At 61.2% G+C, this 14,183-nt stretch carries 17 protein-coding genes; 14 read left to right on the top strand and 3 right to left on the bottom strand.

The window, feature by feature from the left end:
• Positions 1–2 precede the first annotated feature (2 nt).
• On the bottom strand, positions 3–434 hold the full coding sequence (locus ACZ92H_RS07075) for a thioredoxin family protein (protein WP_131372935.1): 432 nt from the start codon (positions 432–434) through the stop codon (positions 3–5).
• 278 nt (positions 435–712) lie between these two features.
• Here ACZ92H_RS07075 and ACZ92H_RS07070 point away from each other — a divergent pair, with 278 nt between their 5' ends.
• Positions 713–1,630: a 23S rRNA (adenine(2030)-N(6))-methyltransferase RlmJ gene (locus ACZ92H_RS07070; RefSeq protein WP_465048802.1), complete on the top strand. Its 918-nt coding sequence runs from the start codon at positions 713–715 to the stop codon at positions 1,628–1,630.
• Between the two features lie 90 nt (positions 1,631–1,720).
• Here ACZ92H_RS07070 and ACZ92H_RS07065 read toward each other — a convergent pair whose 3' ends face one another.
• Together ACZ92H_RS07065 and ACZ92H_RS07060 are read right to left on the bottom strand one after the other, a co-directional pair.
• Positions 1,721–2,470: an SAM-dependent methyltransferase gene (locus tag ACZ92H_RS07065; RefSeq protein ID WP_465048801.1), complete on the bottom strand. Its 750-nt coding sequence runs from the start codon at positions 2,468–2,470 to the stop codon at positions 1,721–1,723.
• A gap of 94 nt (positions 2,471–2,564) precedes the next feature.
• Positions 2,565–3,173 (bottom strand): Maf-like protein, encoded by a 609-nt coding sequence (locus tag ACZ92H_RS07060; RefSeq protein WP_465048800.1) that lies wholly within the window; start codon positions 3,171–3,173, stop codon positions 2,565–2,567.
• 222 nt (positions 3,174–3,395) lie between these two features.
• Between ACZ92H_RS07060 and ACZ92H_RS07055 the strand changes: the two genes are divergently transcribed.
• The 13 genes from ACZ92H_RS07055 (at position 3,396) to ACZ92H_RS06995 (ending at position 14,064) form a co-directional block, all read left to right on the top strand.
• Positions 3,396–3,893, top strand: a complete 498-nt coding sequence (locus tag ACZ92H_RS07055; protein ID WP_465048862.1) for a YceD family protein — start codon at positions 3,396–3,398, stop codon at positions 3,891–3,893.
• 324 nt (positions 3,894–4,217) lie between these two features.
• Positions 4,218–4,400, top strand: a complete 183-nt coding sequence (gene rpmF, locus ACZ92H_RS07050; RefSeq protein WP_010399517.1) for a 50S ribosomal protein L32 — start codon at positions 4,218–4,220, stop codon at positions 4,398–4,400.
• A gap of 207 nt (positions 4,401–4,607) precedes the next feature.
• Positions 4,608–5,675, top strand: a complete 1,068-nt coding sequence (gene plsX, locus ACZ92H_RS07045) for a phosphate acyltransferase PlsX (RefSeq protein WP_035820253.1) — start codon at positions 4,608–4,610, stop codon at positions 5,673–5,675.
• Between the two features lie 15 nt (positions 5,676–5,690).
• Complete coding sequence (locus tag ACZ92H_RS07040) at positions 5,691–6,689, top strand: beta-ketoacyl-ACP synthase III (protein ID WP_465048799.1); 999 nt, start codon at positions 5,691–5,693, stop codon at positions 6,687–6,689.
• Between the two features lie 111 nt (positions 6,690–6,800).
• On the top strand, positions 6,801–7,742 hold the full coding sequence (gene fabD / locus ACZ92H_RS07035) for an ACP S-malonyltransferase (protein WP_131372940.1): 942 nt from the start codon (positions 6,801–6,803) through the stop codon (positions 7,740–7,742).
• Between the two features lie 53 nt (positions 7,743–7,795).
• Positions 7,796–8,539, top strand: coding sequence for a 3-oxoacyl-ACP reductase FabG (fabG, locus tag ACZ92H_RS07030; RefSeq protein WP_131372941.1), 744 nt, complete (start codon positions 7,796–7,798; stop codon positions 8,537–8,539).
• Positions 8,540–8,717: 178 nt separating this feature from the next.
• Complete coding sequence (gene acpP / locus ACZ92H_RS07025) at positions 8,718–8,957, top strand: acyl carrier protein (protein WP_008449912.1); 240 nt, start codon at positions 8,718–8,720, stop codon at positions 8,955–8,957.
• A gap of 29 nt (positions 8,958–8,986) precedes the next feature.
• Positions 8,987–10,237 (top strand): beta-ketoacyl-ACP synthase II, encoded by a 1,251-nt coding sequence (gene fabF, locus ACZ92H_RS07020; RefSeq protein ID WP_071322906.1) that lies wholly within the window; start codon positions 8,987–8,989, stop codon positions 10,235–10,237.
• A 120-nt stretch (positions 10,238–10,357) separates the two neighbouring features.
• Entirely contained in the window at positions 10,358–10,945 is a 588-nt protein-coding gene (locus ACZ92H_RS07015; RefSeq protein ID WP_465048798.1) for a hypothetical protein, read from the top strand.
• Positions 10,946–11,011: 66 nt separating this feature from the next.
• Complete coding sequence (gene rpoE, locus ACZ92H_RS07010) at positions 11,012–11,635, top strand: RNA polymerase sigma factor RpoE (protein ID WP_035820241.1); 624 nt, start codon at positions 11,012–11,014, stop codon at positions 11,633–11,635.
• A 73-nt stretch (positions 11,636–11,708) separates the two neighbouring features.
• Positions 11,709–12,035 (top strand): RseA family anti-sigma factor, encoded by a 327-nt coding sequence (locus ACZ92H_RS07005; protein WP_465048797.1) that lies wholly within the window; start codon positions 11,709–11,711, stop codon positions 12,033–12,035.
• Between the two features lie 227 nt (positions 12,036–12,262).
• Positions 12,263–13,765: a DegQ family serine endoprotease gene (locus ACZ92H_RS07000; protein WP_465048796.1), complete on the top strand. Its 1,503-nt coding sequence runs from the start codon at positions 12,263–12,265 to the stop codon at positions 13,763–13,765.
• 53 nt (positions 13,766–13,818) lie between these two features.
• Positions 13,819–14,064: a glutaredoxin family protein gene (locus ACZ92H_RS06995; protein WP_465048795.1), complete on the top strand. Its 246-nt coding sequence runs from the start codon at positions 13,819–13,821 to the stop codon at positions 14,062–14,064.
• The last annotated feature ends 119 nt before the right edge of the window (positions 14,065–14,183 follow it).

The following is a 14,183-nucleotide window of genomic DNA, read 5'->3' as shown; positions in this document are numbered from 1 at the left end:
GTTTATTGGTCGAGGGTGGCGGCCAGCATGTTGCGCAAGTTGCAATCGCGCTGCCAGTCGCGGCGCTCCTGCGTGCTGGTCGACAGCCGCACCAGCTCCTCGGCGCCGAGCGCCTGCTGGGCCTGCACCATGCGGTGCGCCAGGCCGCCGTCGGGCAGCACGGTGCCGAAGAAGGCGACGTTGTCCGCGTGCTGGATCAGCAGGGTGGGGAAGTTTTCGATGTCGAGGTCGCCCACCACGTCGGCCTGGTCTTCGATGTCGATCCAGACGAAAACCGCGTCCGGGTGGCGCGCGGCCAGTTCCTCGAACGTGGCGCGGTAGGTGCCGCAGGTGCCGCACCACAGCGCACACAGGCAGGCCACCGTCCAGCGCGGGCCGGCAATGGCTGCCGCGACATCGGCGCGGTTATCGGTCGTCAGGGTCAGGCTGTGCATGGCGGTATCTATTCAGTAGGGCGATGGGCGCGGGGCGCCCGATGCGCGTATTCTACCGCGCCCGGCCGCCGCAGTCCCGGGAATGCATGGGCTTGTTTATCCGTGTTTTTTGATGCAATGCACCTTTCTGGTGGATAATGCTGGTAATTGCGCGCTGATTACGCTGGTCCATGCTGTTTCCTGGCCCCGCAGCCTGACCCCCTCCAGTCTGTTTTCATGCCCCGCCCGGTGTCAGCGCTCCCGCCTTTGTTTATTTTTATTATGGAATTAGCCAGCTTATGTTGAGTTACCGCCACGCCTTTCACGCGGGTAATCACGCCGATGTGTTGAAGCATTATGTGCAGATTCAGTTGTTGCAGTACCTGAATCAAAAAGATACCGCCTATAGTTATATCGATACCCACTCCGGCGCGGGTGTGTATGCGCTCGACGGCGGCTATGCCTCGAAAAACGCCGAGTACGAAACGGGCATCGCGCCCCTGTGGGGCCGCACGGACCTGCCGGCCTCGCTGGCCGAGTACATGAAGCTGATCAAGGAAATGAATCCGAGCGGCAAGATGCGCTACTACCCGGGTTCGCCATATTGCGCCGACAAGGTGAGCCGCGAGCAAGACCGTTTGCGCCTGTTCGAGCTGCATCCGGCCGATGCCAAGATTCTGGCCGACAACTTCCGCAAGGTCGAGGCGCATGCGCTGGCCCAGGGCGAGCGTCCTACCGTGCGCGGCAAGCGCGTCATCATCACCAAGGCCGACGGTTTCCAGAGTCTGAAAGCCCTGCTGCCGCCGCCATCGCGCCGCGCGCTGGTGCTGATCGATCCGCCATACGAAGACAAGATGGATTACCGCAAGGTCAAGGATACGCTGGCAGACGCGCTCGTGCGCTTCCCGTCGGGCATGTATGCCGTCTGGTACCCGGTGCTGCAGCGCATGGAATCGCGCCAGTTCGCCGACAAGCTCAAGCAGTTGCCAAGCTCGGACTGGCTGCACGTGACCCTGACGGTGAACACCCCGTCGCCGGACGGCTTCGGCTTGCACAGCAGCGGCATGTTCATCCTGAACCCGCCGTACACGCTGGAACCGATGCTGCGCGAAGTCATGCCCTACCTGGTGAAGGTGCTGGGCCGCGACGATGGCGCCAAGTTCGTGCTGGAAACGGGCAAGGGCGGCCAGAAAAACACGGGCACGCGCCGGGTCTGATGACGCGGGAGCCGGTGGCGTGACTGTCGTAGTGGGGTAAAGTAAAACGCCACGGGAATGTACCCGTGGCGTTTTTTTATGGACGGGGGATTACTGCCCCAGCAGCAAGAACACGGTGGGTTTCTTGTGGAAGTCCGGCGCCTTGCCGGCGGCCAGCTGTTTCTTCCACTGTCCGCCATTCCACGTCTGCACGCTTTCCGTGTCCAGGCTCAGGTCGGTGGCGACGCAGATCAGGGTCGACGGCGCGCAGTGCGCCACCAGGGCCTCGAGCATGGCGGCGTTGCGGTAGGGCGTTTCAATGAAGAGCTGGGTCTGCCTTTCATTGCGCGAGCGGCTTTCCAGGTCCTTGATGCGCTTGGCGCGCTGGGCGGCGTCCGTGGGCAGGTAGCCGTTGAAGGCGAAGCTCTGGCCGTTCAAGCCGCTGGCCATCACGGCCAGCAGGATCGAGGATGGTCCCACCAGCGGGCGCACGCGGATAGAGTGCTGATGCGCCAGGCGCACCAGGTCGGCGCCGGGATCGGCCACGGCGGGCACGCCCGCTTCCGATACCAGGCCCGCATCGCGTCCCGCCAGCAGCGGCGCCAGCAAGCCGGCCAGCGCTTGCGCAGGGGTATTCACGTTGAGTTCGGAAATGGTGATTTCCTGCAAGGGCTTGGCCAGCGGATGCTGGTTGCCGATCAGTTTCAGGAAGGCGCGCGCCGTCTTGGCGTTTTCCGCAACGAAATAGTCGAGCTGCGACGTAATGTGCCGTACTTGGTCGGGAATGATGTGGGCCAGCGGGTCGGCGGGGCTGTCGGACAGGCCGAGGTGGTTGGGGATCAGGTACAGGGTGCCGGTCATCTTGTTAGCTTTGTATTGGCCGGGGGCAGTTCTTTCGGGATCGGAGCGTGCTCCAGTCGAGCGCGCTCCCCCGTCGGGTCTGACCCCAGGGTGATTAAAAAGTAAAAAACGCCACGCCAGCCTTGCGCAGCATGCCGGTCAGGGCGATCAGCGGCAAGCCGGTGAGGGCGGTGGGGTCGGTGGTGGCGATGCGTTCGAGCAGGGCGATGCCCAGGCCTTCATTCTTGGCGCTGCCGGCGCAGTCATACGGCTGCTCGATGCGCAAGTAGGCGTCCAGTTCGGCGTCGGGCAAGTCGCGCACGGTGACGAGGGTCTGGACGTCTTCCACCTGCGCCACGGCGGGCGAGTGGCGCCCGTCGAGCAGGCACAGGGCCGTATGGAAGACGGTCTGGCGTCCGCGCATGGTCTGCAGCTGGCGCAGGGCGTTGGCGTGGTTGCCGGGCTTGCCGATCTGCGCGCCGTCCAGGGTGGCGACCTGGTCGGAGCCGATGACGAGGCTGCCCGGATAGCGGTCGAGCACGGCCTGCGCCTTCGCTTGCGCCAGGCGCAGGGCCGTGGCGCTGGGGCTTTCGCCTGGCAGGGGGCTTTCGTCGAGATCGGGCACGGCCACCTCGAAAGGCAGGCGCAGGCGTTGCAGCAATTCCTTGCGGTAGCTCGAGCTCGATGCAAGAATCAAGCGCAGTGGGGCGGAAGTTGGTATCATTCGGTAGTGGATGGCGGCCGGCATGGCCGCGCTAATCGATGTCAGTGGAATTTCACGTGGTTCCACGGCGCAGAGCCCATAACTGAGGCTCCATGCGGCATGGCAGTGTTGATGAAGTTGTCATGTTTATGGCAATTACTGCGTCAAAAAAGATGCATAGCCTTTGACTCCGTGCTAAAAACCCTGTTATTATCGCAGGTTTTCCGGGGAAATTTTCTACCAATGAATGCTTTTGTGATCGACGCCTTTGATTTTTGTCGTATCAGCGGGAGCCGCGAGGGTGTAACTCCTGTCGCTGAAATGACCCGGTTGACCAAGGATTGTGCAGATGCTTCCGGCGAGATCGCCTGGAAGGTCGTTGGCGGCACCAGTAAGCTGGGCTACCCACAACTGACCTTGTCGGTCAACGGCACCGTTCAGCTGGTTTGCCAGCGCTGCCTGACTCCGTATGCTTACGCGATTGATTCTTCGACTGTTTTGATGCTGGGCAAGGATGACGAGCATGCCGACGAGATCGAAGAAATCATCAACGATGAAACGATCGACGTGATCGTCGGCAGCCGCAACATGGATGCCTCGGCCCTGATCGAAGATGAAGCCTTGCTGGCCCTGCCGCAGGTACCCAAACACGACGTCTGCCCCGATACGGCGCAGCTCGATGCTCTCAAGACTGAAAAGAAGTCGCCGTTCGCGGCACTGAAAGACTTGAAGCCAGAATAAGTTAAGTAGTAGTGGTGGTTTTGTAGGGGGCCTCAAAAACCGTAGCGAGCGGCCCGATAGCGTCTTGAGTAGCGCAAGCGTACGAAGGTAGGCTGGGCAACATCGGGGCGATGGCGGGAAGCGCAGCAGGTTTTTATGCTTCCAGTAAAGAACGTGTCAAACGCGTGTAGTAATCGAGTATGGCAAGTGTAGTGAAATGTAATTGTAATAAACGATGTCGGTCCGGGCTATTTTCGGGTAGTCTTTGCCGCTGGGATACTCGATTCGCATGTATTTGCTAATCGAATGTGCTAAAATTTTAGAACTTATGTATTAGGAGTCATCATGGCAGTTCAACAGAACAAGAAAACCCCTTCCAAGCGCGGCATGCACCGTTCGCACGACTTCCTGGTCGCGCCGCAATTGAGCGTCGAGCCAGTAACCGGCGAAACCCACCTGCGTCACCATATCAGCCCTAACGGCTTCTATCGTGGCCGTAAAGTGCTGAAGACCAAAAACGACGAGTAATCGACGTTTTTGTTGGGTAAGATGAAAGCGGTGTTACGTGGTTATTCGGCGTGGCGCCGCTTCTTCTTTTTTATCGGCTGCAATTCATCTTGCACACCGTCATTTTGAATCAAGCTTGCCAGAGCTGTGGTGACATATGCCGCCTTGGTATGCTCCAGTCCGATTCACATCTTGCCGCAAGCCCGCAGCGGTACTGAATCAAACCAAATGACAATCAAAATTTCTATCGACTGCATGGGCGGAGATCACGGTCCCTCAGTCACTATCCCCGCAGCAATTTCCTTCGTAAAACATGAGCCTGAAGCCGAACTGATCCTTGTTGGATTGGAAGACGTGATCCGTGCCGAACTGAAAAAACATAAAGCCGACACGCATCCGCGCCTGTCGGTACTGCATGCCTCCGAACAAGTTACCATGGACGACCCCCTGGAAGTGGCCCTGCGCCGCAAGAAGGATTCGTCCATGCGCGTGGCCATCGAACAGGTCAAGAGCGGCGTGGCGCAAGCCTCCGTCTCCGCCGGTAATACGGCAGCCCTGATGGCCGTGTCGCGCTATGTATTGAAAACCATGTCCGGCGTCGACCGCCCGGCCATCTGCAGCATCTTGCCGAATCAAAAGAACGGTCCCACCTACATGCTGGACCTGGGCGCCAATGTCGATTGCGAACCGCATCACCTGCACCAGTTCGCCATCATGGGTTCCGTGCTCGTGTCCGCCATGGAAGGCATCGAACGTCCCACGATCGGCTTGCTGAACGTGGGCACGGAAGATATCAAGGGCAATGAAGTGGTGAAACTCACCTCGAAGCTGCTGCAAGCCGACCACGAGCGTGGCGCGCTGAACTTCTACGGCAACGTGGAAGGCAACGATATCTTCAAGGGCACCACCGATATCGTCGTCTGCGACGGCTTTGTCGGCAATGTCACCCTGAAAGCCATCGAAGGCCTGGCGCGCTTCATGAAAGACGTGCTTACTTCCGAATTCAAGCGCAATCCGATTACCATGCTGGGCGCGCTGATCGCCCGCGGGGCCCTGAAAGCCATCGGCAACCGCCTGAATCCGTCGCGTTACAACGGCGCCAGCCTGCTGGGCTTGCGTGGACTCGTTTTCAAGAGCCACGGCAGCGCCGATGCCTATTCCTTCGAATGGGCCTTGCGCCGCGCCTTTGATGCGGCAAAAAATGACGTGCAAGCGCACCTGGCCAGCCTGATCGCCGAGCTGATGCCGCGCACGCCAGTACCGGACGAACCTACATCAACAAGCTCTACCATTTAGTGGACGGGTACTTGCATGACTGTTTTTAGCAAAATCTACAGCAAAATTATCGGCACCGGCAGCTACCTGCCGGAAAAGCGCGTCACCAACCAGGATTTGACCGAACAGCTCGCCGCCAAGGGCATCGAGACGTCGGATGAATGGATCGTCTCGCGCAGCGGCATCTCGGCGCGCCATTACGCGGCGCCGACGCAAAATTCCTCGGACCTGGGCGTGGAAGCGGCCAAAAAGGCCCTGGAAATGGCCGGCCTGAACGGCAACGACCTGGACCTGATCATCGTCGCCAGCTCGACCCCCGATTTCTTCGGCAGCTTCCCCAGCACCGCCTGCATCGTGCAAAACAAGCTGGGCATCACCAACAATTGCGCCGCCGTCGACGTGCAAGCCGTCTGCAGCGGCTTCGTGTATGCGGTCGCCACCGCCGACAGTTTCATTCAATCGGGCATGCACAAGAACGTGCTGGTGATCGGCGCCGAAGTGTTTTCGCGCATCCTCAATTTCGATGACCGCGGCACCTGCGTGCTGTTCGGCGACGGCGCCGGCGCCATCGTCATGACGGCCTCCGCGGAGCCGGGCATCCTGGCCACCAAGCTGCACGCGGACGGCCGCCACTCGAACATCCTCAGCGTCCCGGGCAGCCTGGCCGGCGGCGCGCTCGACGGCAGCGCCTTCCTGTACATGGACGGCCCGGCCGTATTCAAGCTGGCCGTGTCGGTGCTGGAAAAAGTGGCCCACGAAGCGCTGGAGCACGCCAACATGACCTCGGACCAGATCGACTGGCTGATCCCGCACCAGGCGAACATCCGCATCATGAACAGCACGGCCAAGAAACTTGGCTTGCCGCTGGAAAAGATGGTCGTCACGGTGGACCAGCATGGCAACACCTCGGCCGCCTCCATCCCGCTGGCCCTGGACATCGCCGTGCGCGATGGCCGCGTCAAGAAGGGCGACAACGTCATGATGGAAGGCGTGGGCGGCGGCTTTACCTGGGGCGCCGTGCTGGCAAGGATGTAAGCTGTTTCGCGCCGGGGTCAGACCCGGCGGGACTGGCCCCGGCCTTTGCCGTTGGGGTAAGGAAACTGCCATACCGTAACTCGAATACCAAAAAATCAAAACGGAGTCACCATGACACAATTTGCTTTTGTTTTCCCAGGCCAAGGCTCGCAAGCGATTGCAATGCTCGACGGCTTCGCCGGCAATCCGGTCGTGGCCCAGACCGTGGCCGAAGCGTCGGATGCCCTGCAATTCGACCTGGGCAAGCTGATCGCCGAAGGTCCGAAGGAAGAGCTGGACCTGACGACGAACACCCAGCCCGTGATGCTGACGGCCGCCGTGGCGTTCTACCGCGCCTGGCTGGCCGCCGGCGGCCCATTGCCGACGGTCGTTGCCGGTCATAGCCTCGGTGAATACTCGGCGCTGGTCGCCGCCGGCGTCATCGATTTCAAGGATGCCGTGCCGCTCGTGCGTTTCCGCGCGCAAGCCATGCAGGAAGCCGTGCCCGTCGGGCAGGGCACGATGGCTGTCGTGCTGGGCCTGTCGGATGACGACGTGCGCGCCGTGTGCGCGGCAGCAGCGGCGGAAAATCCGGCCCTGGTGGTCGAGCCCGTCAACTTCAATGCGCCTGCGCAAGTCGTCATCGCCGGCCACACGGCTGCGGTCGAGCGCGCCTGCGAACTGGCCAAGGCCAAGGGCGCCAAGCGCGCCATGAAATTGCCCGTCTCCGCGCCATTCCACTCGTCGCTGCTGAAGCCTGCGTCTGACCGTCTGCGCGAATACATGGCCGGCCTGACTTTCGCCGCGCCGCAGATCGCCCTGATCAACAACGTCGACGTCGCCATCGTCAACGATGTGGCCGGCATCAAGGATGCGCTGGTACGCCAGGCGGCCAGTCCCGTGCGCTGGGTGGAAACCATGCAGAAAGTGGCCGCCGACGGCATCACGCAAGTGATCGAATGCGGTCCGGGCAAGGTCCTGATGGGCCTGGCCAAGCGCATCGATCCCGTGCTGGTGGGCGACGCCATCGTCGACCAGGCCTCGCTGGAACGCATTTTGACGCAGCTCAAGTAAACAGCAAGCGGCAGCGCAACGATGACTGCCGCCAGCCATCTTTAAGGATACTCATGAATTTAGCAAATCAAGTCGTGCTGGTCACGGGCGCATCGCGCGGCATCGGCCGCGCCATCGCCACCGAACTGGGCAAACAGGGCGCCACCGTGGTCGGCACCGCCACCTCGGAAAGCGGCGCGCAAGCCATCACCGATTACCTGGCCGCCGAAGGCGTGACGGGCAAGGGCCTGGTCCTGAACGTGACCGATGCGGCGCGCTGCGCGCAAGTCGTCGATGAAGTGCAGAAAACCTACGGCAGCCTGTCGATCCTGGTCAACAATGCGGGCATCACGCAAGACCAGTTGGCCATGCGCATGAAGGATGAAGAGTGGGACAGCGTGATTCTGACGAACCTGTCCGCCGTGGGTCGCCTGTCGCGCGCCGTACTGCGCGGCATGATGAAAGCCAAAACTGGGCGTATCATTAATATCACGTCGGTGGTTGCCTCGTCGGGCAATCCGGGGCAAATGAATTACGCGGCGGCCAAGGCCGGCGTGGAAGGCATGAGCCGCGCGCTGGCGCGTGAAATCGGCAGCCGCAACATTACGGTGAACTGCATCGCGCCGGGCTTCATCGATACCGACATGACCAAGGCGCTGAGCGAAGAGCAGCACGCGGCGCTGTTGACGCAGATTCCCTTGTCCCGTCTGGGCAAGCCGGAAGATGTGGCTGCCGCAGTGGCCTTTTTGGCCTCGCCGCAAGCGGCGTATATCACGGGCACGACCCTGCACGTGAACGGCGGTATGTACATGAATTGATGTGAACGCTAGACGGGGCGGCCATTTGTGGCATGATTCACGGGCCGTTTTTGTCTATAATCGCATCTTTTAGCAGCAGCTTCGGTCGAATTAGCAGCAGACACCGAAATTAGTATTCGGACGCGCAAACCTGATAAAATGCGCGCACTTTCCGTAACACACACTTTGGAGCCATAACATGTCGGATATCGAACAACGCGTTAAGAAAATCGTCGCTGAGCAACTGGGCGTTGCAGAAGCAGACATCAAAATCGAATCCTCCTTCGTCGACGACCTGGGCGCCGATTCCCTGGACACCGTGGAACTGGTGATGGCCCTGGAAGACGAATTCGAAATGGAAATCCCTGACGAACAAGCTGAAAAAATCACCACCGTGCAACAGGCGATCGACTACGCCACTGCACACGTCAAGGCCTAAGCCTGTCTGACCGACTTCAGGAGAATCGCTTGAGCCGTTCTAAAAACCGTCGTGTTGTTGTCACCGGCCTGGGCTGCGTTTCACCTGTCGGCAATACTATTGCCGAGGCGTGGGGCGCAATCATTGAAGGTAAATCCGGCATTGCCACGATTACCAAGTTTGATGCACAGCCATTCACCACGCATTTTGCCGGTGAAGTCAAAGGTTTCAATATCGAAGATTACATCTCCGGTAAGGAAGCCCGCCACATGGATACCTTTATCCATTACGGCATGGCTGCGGGCATCCAGGCGATCCAGGACTCCGGTCTGGAAGTCACCGAAGAGAACGCCGAGCGTATCGGCGTCATCATCGGTTCCGGTATCGGTGGCTTGCCGCTGATCGAGGAAACCAAGTCCGAGTACGAAAAGCGCGGTCCGCGCCGTATCTCGCCATTTTTCGTGCCTGCCTCGATCATTAACATGATCTCTGGCAACCTTTCGATCAAATATGGTCTGAAGGGCCCGAACCTGGCGATCGTTACGGCGTGTACCACCGGTTTGCACAGCATCGGTGCCGCAGCGCGCATGATCGAGTACGGCGATGCCGACGTCATGATCGCCGGTGGTGCTGAATCGACCGTGTCGCCGCTGGGCCTGGGCGGTTTCGCCTCGGCACGCGCCTTGTCGACCCGCAACGACGATCCGGCAACGGCTTCGCGTCCGTGGGATACCGACCGCGACGGCTTCGTGCTGGGCGAGGGCGCCGGTGTCATGGTGCTGGAAGAGTACGAGCACGCGGTGGCCCGTGGTGCCAAGATCTATGCCGAAGTGCATGGTTTCGGGATGAGCGCAGATGCTTATCACATGACCTCGCCGCTGGAAGATGGTAGCGGCGGCAGCAAATCGGTGATCGCGGCGCTCAACAACGCAGGCTTGAACCCGGATCAGATTCAGTACCTGAACGCGCACGGCACGTCGACCCCGCAAGGCGACGTGGCGGAAGTGATGGGCATCAAGCGCACCTTCGGCGAGCATGCCAAGAATTTGGTTGTCAACTCGACCAAGTCGATGACGGGCCATTTGCTGGGCGGCGCGGGCGGTCTGGAAGCCGTGTTTACGGTCCTGGCAGTACACCATCAGGTGTCGCCACCGACCATTAACATCTTCAACCAGGATCCGGCTTGCGATCTCGATTTCTGTGCCAACACGGCGCGTGAAATGAAGATCGATTATGCAGTGAAGAATTCGTTCGGCTTCGGCGGCACGAATGGCACGCTGATTTTCGGCAAAGCGAAATAAGCAGGAACTTTCAAGCGCTCGCTGCGGTCAAACCGTAGTGAGCGCTGATTCGGCGCCAACATTCGTTGGCGCCTGAATTTGCCCGGCATGTTGCCGGCGCGCCTTTTTTTCCCATGTTGTATGTCAATCGCTGTCTCGGTGGTCATTCGCACGCCTGTCTGTTTGCGCTGGCTGCAAGCGGTGCTGGGCCTGTGTGCCGTGCTGGCTGCCGTGCCCTTGTGCGGACTGTGGCCTAGTGCGCCTGTTCCTGCTTCCGCTCTTGGCGAACTGGTCGGCGGCTATGCGCTGGAGGGCTGCGGTGCAGTGCTGAGTGCGGCTGGCGGCGCGTTTTTGCTGCTTTTGCTGCGCGCGCGCAGAAAGCCCTGGGCGCTTGATATTTCGCCGGTTGGGCAGCTGCGGCTGGCGGTATATCTGGAACATGGCACGGCGCCCGGGGATCTGGCGGCCGGGGCGGCGATGCCGGCCGCGCGGGCGCCGGGGGTGACGCCATTGCCGCCGGCATCGCCAGCGCCACCCGTATTGCCGGCGCCGCCCGTATGGCGTTTGTTGCCGGGCTCTACCTTGTGGCCGTCGCTGCTGGTGCTGTGCCTGGCCGATGATGCGGGGCGACGCACGGCCGTGCTGGCGCAGCGGAGGCGCGGCTGTGCCGCCTTCCGTCCGCTGGCCGTGGCGTGCCGGGCCATCGCGGCGCGGGGAGAGGAAGAATAAAAGTGGGACGAACACTGAACTTCTTGCAGCGGGCCAACTCTATATCCATACAGGCGCCCACGCTGCATGACTACAGGGACATTGGGCGTGAGGACAGAGCGCGAGTATGACCAGTTGCTGGTCGAGCGGGTGCAGGCGGGCGACAAGCGGGCATTTGACGTCCTGGTATCGAAGTACCAGCGTCGGCTGATGCGCCTGGTGTCGCGCCTGGTACATGACCCGGCGGAGGCCGAGGATGTGGTGCAAGAAACCTTTATCAAGGCGTACCGGGCACTGCGCCATTTTCGCGGCGAGGCCGCCTTCTATACCTGGCTGTACCGCATCGGCATCAATACGGCCAAGAATTATCTCGTCACGCAGGGGCGGCGCGCCGCCACGTCCAGCGATGCCGATGCCGAGCAGGCGGAGTCCTTCGATGACGGCAACAAGTTACGCGACAACAATACACCCGAATCGGTGCTGGCCAGCAAGCAGATCGCGGCGACCGTCAACGCCGCCATGGATGTGCTGCCCATCGAGTTGCGCACGGCCATCGTGCTGCGCGAGATCGAGGGACTGAGCTATGAAGAAATATCGGAGATCATGGCTTGTCCCATCGGCACCGTGCGCAGCCGCATTTTTCGCGCGCGCGAAGTGATCGCGGAGAAATTGAAGCCTTTGCTGGACATGCCGATTGACAAGCGCTGGTAATCTGATGAGTATGGGGTTTGGCATGGCTGCGCCCGGTTTCCGCACCGATCCTCTTGACATGGCAGGGCCTATCATGGATACGCACACACGATTGCACGAGATTATTTCCGCCCTGGCCGATGGCGAGCTGGCGGCCAGTGAGCTCGAGCTGGCGTTTGCCGCCCTCGACACGGAGTCCGGACGGCAAGCCTGGGACGCCTATCGGCGCATCGGCGATGCCTTGCGCTCGGATCTGTGCGGCCATGAGTTGCGGGCCGGTTTCGATGCGCGGCTGGCCAGCCGCCTGGCCGATGATCGGGGCGCGGCGGCGGAAGGCGCGCTGGCGGCTGTTTCCGGCAGCATCGTGCCGCCGGGCTTGCCCGAGCCGCTGGAAGCGGGGCCGCTGGCGCAACGCCGGTGAGCGCTCTTGTCCCTTACGCGAGGCTTAACTTCCACCTTCCGCTCTTGACACCGGCCTTCTGCACGATTGACACTAGGCGCAGGCAATATCTTGCTTTTGCGATATATTGTTGCATGGTTTGCCATGCGTGCGCCCGGGTGTGCCTGCCCTGGAATGGTCGTGATGACGGCGAATCATGCACGCGGGCAATCGCCTGATCCGTTTTAATATTCGAAAAGATCCTTTCCATGAAAAAAAACATGTGTGCCGCCAGCAAGACGTTTTCAGTGAAGACGCTTTCCGCCTTATTGTTCGGTACGGCTGGCGTCTTTTTCGCCCCGACCATGCTGGGCCTGGCGCCGCAAGCGCAGGCGGCCGTGCCCGCCGTGAAGCTGCCTGATTTTTCGGACCTGGTCGATGCCGTCGGTCCTGCCGTCGTGAACATCCGCACCACCGAGCGCCTGAAAATGGGAGGCGCCGGGCCTGGCATGGGTGGCCAGGACGAGCAGGAAATGCAGGAATTCCTGCGCCGCTTCTTCGGCGGCGCCATGCCGACGCCGCGCCAGCAGGCGCCGCGCGGTGGCCGCCGCGCCGTGCCGCAGGAACAGGAAGTGCAACGCGGCGTCGGTTCCGGTTTCATCATCTCGGCGGACGGTTACGTGCTGAGCAATGCGCACGTGGTCGACGGCGCCGATGAGGTGTACGTGACCCTGACGGACAAGCGCGAATTCAAGGCCAAGGTGATCGGCGCCGATGCGCGCACCGACGTGGCCCTGCTGAAAATCGAAGGCGGCAACTTGCCGCGCCTGACCATCGGCGACTCCAACAAGATCCGCGTGGGCGAGTGGGTAATCGCCATCGGCTCGCCGTTCAACCTTGAAAATACGGTGACGGCCGGCATCATTTCCGCGAAGTCGCGCGATACGGGCGACTACCTGCCGCTGATCCAGAGCGACGTGGCCGTCAACCCCGGCAACTCGGGTGGCCCGCTGATCAATATGCGCGGTGAAGTGATCGGCATCAACTCGCAGATCGCCACCTTGTCCGGCGCGTATAACGGCATTTCGTTTGCCGTGCCCATCGATGAAGCCATGCGCGTGGGCGAGCAGCTGAAAAAGACGGGCAAGGTGGTGCGCGGGCGCATCGGCGTGCAGATCGGCGAAGTGAGCAAGGAAGTGGCGCAATCGCTGGGCTTGCCGAACGCCAAGGGCGCGCAAGTGTCGATGGTGGAGCCGGACGGTCCTGCCGACAAGGCGGGCATCAAGCCGGGCGATATCATCCTGAAATTCAACGGCACCGTCATCGAGCGTTCGTCCGACCTGCCGCGCCTGGTCGGTGGCGCCCCGGTCAATGGCAAGTCCACCGTCACCGTCTGGCGCAAGGGCGCGCAGCAGGACATTCCCGTCACCGTAGTCGAGCTGGAAGGCGAGAAAACGGCCAAGAAGAGTGCCCGGGAGCCGGAGGCGCAAGCGGTCAATGCGCTGGGGCTGAAGGTGAGCGACGTGCCGGCGGCCAAGAAGCAGGAGCTGAAAATCGACGGCGGCGTGCAGGTCGACGATGCTGACGGCGTGGCGGCCCTGGCGGGCTTGCAGCCTGGCGACATCATTTTGCAGCTGAATAACGTTGCCGTGAAGGATGCCAAGCAGTTCAATGCGCTGGTGGCCAAGCTCGATCCGAAGAAATCCGCGGCCGTGCTGGTGCGCCGTGGCGATGTGGCGCAGTTCGTGCCGCTGCGTCCGTCGGCGAAGTAATATTTGACTGTTCCGCGTCCCGGCCGCCGCCGGGATGCGGTATCCTGCCGGCCATGCACTTCACCCTCTATTCCCGCAGTTATTGCCATTTATGCCAGGACATGCTCGACGCCTTGCTCCTGCTGCAGCCGCCTGGCAAGCCGTTCACGGTAGACGTCATCGATATCGATGCGTCGCCGGACGCCGCCTTGCTGGCCCGCTACGACGAGCTGGTGCCGGTCCTGTTCGGCGACCTGGCGCAGCCGGAGCTGTGCCATTATTTCCTCGATGAAGCGGCCGTGCGGCGTTGCCTGGTGTAGCCTAACTGGCAATATTTCCACCGTATTGCACCATCCTGGTGCTGAATACAGGCAGATTTGTGGCCTTGCCCCGGCGCCGGCCTCTGAAAGACGGGCTTTCTACTCTGAAATCCGGTAAA

It is taken from the genome of Janthinobacterium foliorum (assembly GCF_978021625.1).
Note: the sequence above shows the minus strand (reverse complement) of the source record. Positions and strands in the feature narration are given on the sequence as shown.

Bases quoted from the DNA above. Each gene is read 5' to 3' on its own strand.
- ACZ92H_RS07065 (WP_465048801.1), bottom strand. From the start codon at position 2,470: ATGACCGGCACCCTGTACCTGATCCCCAACCACCTCGGCCTGTCCGAC.
- ACZ92H_RS07070 (WP_465048802.1), top strand. From the start codon at position 713: ATGTTGAGTTACCGCCACGCCTTTCACGCGGGTAATCACGCCGATGTG.
- ACZ92H_RS07060 (WP_465048800.1), bottom strand. From the start codon at position 3,173: ATGATACCAACTTCCGCCCCACTGCGCTTGATTCTTGCATCGAGCTCG.
- ACZ92H_RS06995 (WP_465048795.1), top strand. From the start codon at position 13,819: ATGCACTTCACCCTCTATTCCCGCAGTTATTGCCATTTATGCCAGGAC.
- ACZ92H_RS07040 (WP_465048799.1), top strand. From the start codon at position 5,691: ATGACTGTTTTTAGCAAAATCTACAGCAAAATTATCGGCACCGGCAGC.
- fabD (WP_131372940.1), top strand. From the start codon at position 6,801: ATGACACAATTTGCTTTTGTTTTCCCAGGCCAAGGCTCGCAAGCGATT.
- rpoE (WP_035820241.1), top strand. From the start codon at position 11,012: ATGACTACAGGGACATTGGGCGTGAGGACAGAGCGCGAGTATGACCAG.
- ACZ92H_RS07015 (WP_465048798.1), top strand. From the start codon at position 10,358: ATGTCAATCGCTGTCTCGGTGGTCATTCGCACGCCTGTCTGTTTGCGC.
- plsX (WP_035820253.1), top strand. From the start codon at position 4,608: ATGACAATCAAAATTTCTATCGACTGCATGGGCGGAGATCACGGTCCC.
- ACZ92H_RS07075 (WP_131372935.1), bottom strand. From the start codon at position 434: ATGCACAGCCTGACCCTGACGACCGATAACCGCGCCGATGTCGCGGCA.
- rpmF (WP_010399517.1), top strand. From the start codon at position 4,218: ATGGCAGTTCAACAGAACAAGAAAACCCCTTCCAAGCGCGGCATGCAC.
- ACZ92H_RS07000 (WP_465048796.1), top strand. From the start codon at position 12,263: ATGAAAAAAAACATGTGTGCCGCCAGCAAGACGTTTTCAGTGAAGACG.
- ACZ92H_RS07005 (WP_465048797.1), top strand. From the start codon at position 11,709: ATGGATACGCACACACGATTGCACGAGATTATTTCCGCCCTGGCCGAT.
- ACZ92H_RS07055 (WP_465048862.1), top strand. From the start codon at position 3,396: ATGAATGCTTTTGTGATCGACGCCTTTGATTTTTGTCGTATCAGCGGG.
- fabG (WP_131372941.1), top strand. From the start codon at position 7,796: ATGAATTTAGCAAATCAAGTCGTGCTGGTCACGGGCGCATCGCGCGGC.
- acpP (WP_008449912.1), top strand. From the start codon at position 8,718: ATGTCGGATATCGAACAACGCGTTAAGAAAATCGTCGCTGAGCAACTG.